Source organism: Shewanella sp. SM101, from assembly GCF_025654465.1.
Lineage (GTDB): Bacteria > Pseudomonadota > Gammaproteobacteria > Enterobacterales > Shewanellaceae > Shewanella > Shewanella oncorhynchi.
The window spans coordinates 87,633-93,697 of record NZ_JAKKRH010000019.1; the positions used below are offsets into that span (position 1 = coordinate 87,633).

Sequence of the window (6,065 nt, forward strand, 5' to 3'; positions counted from 1 at the left end):
ACAATCAACTCCCAAGCAAGTAAATGACCAAAGCCAGATAGCAGATAAACAGCCCAACTTCGAACCAAGCTGCGCGCCACAGCTTGTGATAGAGCCCAGTTTGATAGAGTACCCAGCGAGTGATGCAGGAAAGCAGAAAAGCTAAGGGGATAAATATAATTAATGGACTAAATAACAAACCATCGAACGCGAGTTCTTTAAGCATTACGCTATTCATCCCCGATGACAGTGGCGCAGCGATAACCGCACTAAGTGTTTAAAATGCAAAGTACTCAGTCGAGATTATAGGAAAGTCGCGTGAGAGTTAATGGTTTTATGCTATCTGTGATCAATTAGGGCCAGCATAAGCTGGCCCTAAATATGATGAAATCAAAGCGAAAATCGCTTCTACCTCATAGTAACAAACTCTTCCGCGCCCGTGGGGTGGATAGCAACGACCGCATCGAAATCGGCCTTAGTCGCGCCCATTTTCATGGCGACGCCGAAACCTTGAAGGATTTCGTCCATACCAAAACCAATACCATGAATACCGACGACTTTTTCGTCCTTGCCAGCGCAGACTAACTTCATCTTACAGGCTTGGCGATGGGCCGTAACGGCTGTGTACATTGAGGTAAACGTCGACGTATACACTTTGACGTTATCGTCGCCGTATTGAGTGCGGGCCTCAGGTTCGGTCAAGCCCATAGTGCCGATAGGTGGATGGCTGAATACAACTGTTGGGATCAGGCTGTAATCCATTTTGGCATCTGTCATACCGTTAAATAAACGCTCGGACAACAAACGGCCCGCTTTAACCGCAACAGGAGTGAGCTCTACGCCGCCCGCCATAATGTCGCCGACACAGTAAATCCCTTTGTGAGTCGTATTTTGCTGCTCATCAGTGATGACATAGCCTTTGTTATCTAATTGCACTTCGGTATTTTCTAGGCCGATATTGCCTGTTGCAGGTGAGCGGCCAATTGCCCAAATCAAGCAATCGACTGTAATGCTTTCACCGTTTTCTAAGTTTAATGTCAGGCTGTCATCGGCATTTTTAACCACTGCTTTTGGCACGCTATGGGTGTGCAATGTTGGGCCTTCGGTTGCCATCGCATCGACGAGAGCATCGACTAATATGGGGTCAAAGTTACGCAGCGGCGCATGTTTACGCACTAATAAGTGAGTTTCACTGCCCAGAGCGTGTAACACGCCAGCGACTTCAACAGCGATATAACCCGCGCCAACAACGGCAACACGCTTAGGTTGCTCGCGTAGGGCGAAGAAACCATCGGAGTCGATACCGTATTGCGCGCCAGGAATGTTCGGAATCGTCGGTGCGCCGCCAGTGGCGATAAGGATATGATCGGCGGTGTAATGTTCGCCGTCCACTTCGATGGTGTTGCCATCCACAAAACGGCCGTAGCCATTTAACAGCGTCACTTTGTTGTTGGCAAAACCACGGCCATAGGCATCGTGAATACGACCAATGTAGGCTTCGCGGTTTTCGACCAAAGTGTTCCAATCGAATTTATTAACAGTGACGTCGAAACCATAATCTTTGGCGTAAAGGTTCATCGCTTCGGCAACATGGGCGCCATACCACATGACTTTTTTGGGCACACAACCTACGTTTACACAGGTGCCACCCACGTGTTTGGCTTCGATGAGTAGAACCTTAGCACCACGCATTGCCGCTCGGTTTGCTGAGGCGATACCGCCGCTGCCTGCGCCTAGGCAGATATAGTCAAAATGTTGAGCCATGAGTTTCTCCGTCTTACTTCAAGGATGAGATGCTTTACAGCAGAAGGTCATTGTAGGGGGCTTTGTGGTAACAGACCAGCCTATTGCATCACTAACGTATAAGGCATTGCTTTTAATAAAAATATTACTAAAGCTGCACTCAGTTGTTATCGCGTGGCTGTTTCGCGGCGATATTGGCACTTAGAGTGATCGTTTTGAGCTGGGCCTTCTGCACCACATTTCAAACACTGCCACTCTTTTTGGCGGGCGCTGAGTTCGTCGGCTTGATGTTTAGCAGCGTTATCTTGCTTGTCGCCGAGTAGGGACTCTAGCTGATCCATACGTTTATCGAGCCAGCGGCAGTTGGGGTCATTGGCTACGTGTTCACGGCTGGCAAGTTGTTGCTTGCGACTGAGTTTTTTACTCTTAGCGGCTTTGGTCGATTGCGTGTCTTTCGTTGATTTAGTGGCTTTGGACGGCTCTGTCGGCGTGAGAGTGGGAGCCGAATACTCGAAACTGCTTTGCACTTGGTTAGGCAGATTAATCGGTTTGCCCTCACTATCGAGCAAGGTACCTAGGGGCAAAGGCGCGGTTTGTGTCGATTGCGCTAAGGATTCTAGACTCGGTTCAGGCTCAAGCCGTTGCCGTGTGTCAGCCGAGCTCATTATTGGGGTAAAAAGCAGAAGCAAGGCAATAACTGTGGTGCGAATAAGGTAGCAGTGCTGGGCTAACATTCCCTGTTCCTCGGCAAAATCGATATGAATGGTGAGTCGTTCCGTCGACGTTTTGAGTGTAGTTAGTGAGCGTTATTTTGCCAAATGGAGCGGGATAAATTGACAGAGGAAGGTTGTAATACGGCGCTACAAAACACTGAGCTAAAAACCACGGCGCTAAGAATGGAGTTAAAACGTCATCGCAAAGTGGATGCCGGCATAGGTCTCATCTTGCGAACTCATATCGCCATTCGCCATCGCTTCTTGCTCAATATCTCCTTGGGCAATGCTGTGGCTGATGTGACCATCGATACTCATGTAGGATGACAGCTGATAACTGGCTTCGAGGCCAAATTGCAAGTTATTGCGGCCATCGTGTTCTTCTGTGCGGTATTTAAAATCAACCCCTTGAGTGATGTATGGCGTGAGGCTGAGCTGATCTGTGACATGCCAATAACTGTGTACACTCACTTCAACAAAGTAACCCGCAGCTTCGGTTGAATAGACGTAACTCATCGATGGCATTAGCCAAGCTTCAGCGGTGTAAGCGAGTTCGGCAAATAGCTCGTTATCTTGGCAGCGGCTATTGCTATAGCCTTCAATGCGCTGATATCCCAGATTGGCCTCAAGGTTTTCGGCTAAGTTGAACCCATATTCAAGGCCGATATTCCACTCTGTATAGGCTTGGCTATCACCGCGTCCGACTAAGGCATAAGTGGTTAAGTTGCCGTGTTGAACGGCAGCATTGAGCCAATAAATACCCCCATTTTGCAAGTTATTGCGACCCTGTGAGACATATTTGCTGTCCCAACCTAAATCCAGCGTCACCGCCAAAGGTTCTGTTATCTGGCGGGGTAATATGGTGTTTGAAATACTATCGACTTGTTCTAGGCCCTCATTAGCAACTGCGTTGTGACTAAGGCAGTTGATCCCTAATGTGCAGAGGACGCTGGCGATAAGTTTCACTGAGTGTGTTGCCATATTTTTGCTGATTTTGGTCGAGGTACGTTAGTTATGCAGATAATACCTTTCCCATATACAAACATTAATGCGAATTGATTCGATTTGCGATCGAGATTGCAACAATGTGTAGGTAAATAAAACGTAAATCCTAAATGCGAACTAGTTCACTTTTTTTCAGGGGAAATAGGGTTAAGTAAGGCGTTCGAAGGGGACAATCGGTTTTCTCGCCTTGATAAATAGGCCATTAGCCCTTATTTATAACAGATACAGATTGTTGAGGAGTCAATATGAGCAACCCTTTGCTTAGCGGCGCAAAATTACCGCTTTTTTCACAGATTAAACCGGAACATATTCAAGTCGCCGTTGAGCATGCCATTGCTCAGTGCCGCACTAAGATTGATGAAGTGCTGCAAAATCAAGGTCCTTTTACGTGGGACAACTTGGTCGCGCCATTAGAACAGGTTGACGATGAGCTAAGCCAAATTTGGTCGCCCGTTTCTCATATGAATTCAGTGACTAGCACAGATGAGTGGCGTGCCGCCCATGATGCTTGTTTACCTCTTTTATCGGAATACGGCACTTACGTTGGCCAACACCAAGGTTTGTATCAAGCCTATAAAGCGCTGCGAACATCCAATGAATTTGCACAATTGAGCCAAGCCCAGCAGATGGTGATAGAGCACAGCCTGCGCGACTTTGAACTATCGGGTATTGGCTTAGATGACGCGCAAAAAGTGCGTTATGGCGAGATTGTAAAACGTCTTTCTGAACTCACCAGTGGTTTTTCGAATCAATTACTGGATGCGACGCAAGCTTGGACTAAGTTGATCACTGATGAAGCTGAGCTTGCTGGTTTGCCTGAGTCTGCCAAAGCCGCCGCTAAAGCGATGGCGCAGTCGCGTGAGCTAGAAGGTTGGTTATTTACCTTAGATTTTCCCTCTTATCTACCCGTCATGACCTACAGCGAAAACCGCAGTCTTCGGGAAGAATGCTACCGTGCGTTTGTCACTCGCGCTTCAGATCAAGGTCCCAATGCCGGAGAGTTTGATAACAGCCCGCTGATGGACGAAATTCTTGCTTTGCGCCACGAACTCGCATTGTTACTCGGTTTTGACAGTTTTGCTGACAAATCCCTAGCGACGAAAATGGCTGAAACGCCGGCGCAGGTGATGGCATTTTTAAATGAATTAGCGCTGCGCTCAAAGGATCAAGCTAAGGCAGAACTGGCTGAGCTGAGAGCGTTTGCTGAGGCCGAATATGGCGTGACTGAAATGGCCTCTTGGGACTTAAGTTTCTATGCTGAGAAGTTGCAGCAGCATAAGTATGAGATTTCACAGGAAATCCTGCGTCCGTATTTCCCCGAAGATAAAGTGCTCTCGGGTTTGTTCTACACAGTATCGCGTTTGTTCGGCCTTAAAATCCTTGAGCAAAAGGATTTTGACCGATGGCATAAAGACGTGCGTTTCTTCGATATTTTCGACGAAACTGACGAACACAGAGGCAGTTTCTACCTCGATTTATATGCCCGCACAGGTAAACGTGGTGGTGCTTGGATGGATGACTGCCGTGTGCGCCGTCAAACCGCCAATGGATTACAAAAGCCAGTGGCTTATTTGACCTGTAACTTTAATGGTCCGGTCGATGGCAAACCTGCGCTGTTTACCCATGATGAAGTGACAACCCTGTTCCACGAATTTGGCCATGGTATCCACCACATGCTGACCAAAATCGATGTTGCAGGCGTGTCGGGTATCAATGGTGTGCCTTGGGATGCGGTCGAGTTACCAAGTCAATTTATGGAAAACTGGTGTTGGCAGGAAGAAGCATTAGCCGAAATTTCTGGCCACTTCGAAACGGGCGAGCCATTACCTAAAGCCTTGTTAGATAAAATGCTGGCGGCGAAAAACTTCCAGTCTGGCATGATGATGCTGCGCCAACTCGAGTTCTCGTTGTTCGATTTTAGAATGCACCACGAATACGACCCAGCTAAAGGCGCGCGCATTCAAGAAACCTTAGACGAAGTGCGTCGTCAGGTGGCCGTATTAACGCCGCCGGATTTTAACCGTTTCCAACATGGTTTTGCCCATATTTTTGCGGGCGGTTATGCCGCAGGTTATTACAGCTATAAATGGGCTGAAGTGCTGTCGGCGGATGCGTTTTCCCGTTTCGAAGAGGAAGGTATTTTTAACCCTGAAACGGGTCGTCGCTTCTTGCACAATATCCTCGAAATGGGTGGTTCAGCCGAGCCGATGGACTTGTTCAAACAGTTTATGGGGCGCGAGCCGAATATCGATGCCCTGTTAAGACATTCAGGCATTGCTGCATAAGCAATTGTGCGTTTTGATAAATCAGCCCATTTTAATGGGATGATTATTTGAGGGTATTTAGCTTAATCGAACGATAAAAAGACGCCTTAGGGTAATGCCGTTCACTTAAGAGTGAACGGCATTTTTCTTTGCTCTAACCGGGAACTTGTTTTTGCTCATTTTAAGGACTCGTGGATATGCCCTTTCCCGTTTACCATCCAGCTTAAATTGCCGTGCATTTCGTTCTATATCCAATACGTCTCTCGGGACATTCCCCGGTGTTTGTGATGACAGTTGTGTCAACTTGAAGATGATATAACTCGCCGCATCCCGAAAACTCAGTTGATTGGGATGGACCGAT

At 47.6% G+C, this 6,065-nt stretch carries 5 protein-coding genes and 1 pseudogene; 1 reads left to right on the forward strand and 5 read right to left on the reverse strand.

The window, feature by feature from the left end:
- Nucleotides 1-4: 4 nt before the first annotated feature.
- From L5M38_RS12425 to L5M38_RS12440, 4 genes are all read right to left on the reverse strand, one after another.
- Entirely contained in the window at nucleotides 5-205 is a 201-nt protein-coding gene (locus tag L5M38_RS12425; RefSeq protein WP_105250710.1) for a DUF1656 domain-containing protein, read from the reverse strand.
- Nucleotides 206-387: 182 nt separating this feature from the next.
- Complete coding sequence (gene gorA, locus L5M38_RS12430) at nucleotides 388-1,743, reverse strand: glutathione-disulfide reductase (protein WP_263179292.1); 1,356 nt, start codon at nucleotides 1,741-1,743, stop codon at nucleotides 388-390.
- 146 nt (nucleotides 1,744-1,889) lie between these two features.
- Entirely contained in the window at nucleotides 1,890-2,456 is a 567-nt protein-coding gene (locus L5M38_RS12435) for a hypothetical protein (protein ID WP_263179294.1), read from the reverse strand.
- Nucleotides 2,457-2,624: 168 nt separating this feature from the next.
- The gene (locus L5M38_RS12440; protein WP_263179296.1) at nucleotides 2,625-3,416 is read right to left on the reverse strand and encodes a hypothetical protein; all 792 of its coding nucleotides are present in this window, start codon (nucleotides 3,414-3,416) and stop codon (nucleotides 2,625-2,627) included.
- Between the two features lie 269 nt (nucleotides 3,417-3,685).
- Here L5M38_RS12440 and prlC point away from each other — a divergent pair, with 269 nt between their 5' ends.
- Entirely contained in the window at nucleotides 3,686-5,725 is a 2,040-nt protein-coding gene (gene prlC / locus L5M38_RS12445; protein WP_263179297.1) for an oligopeptidase A, read from the forward strand.
- A 105-nt stretch (nucleotides 5,726-5,830) separates the two neighbouring features.
- Here the strand turns inward: prlC and L5M38_RS12450 are convergent.
- A pseudogene (locus L5M38_RS12450) lies at nucleotides 5,831-6,065 on the reverse strand (IS4 family transposase); the annotation flags it as partial.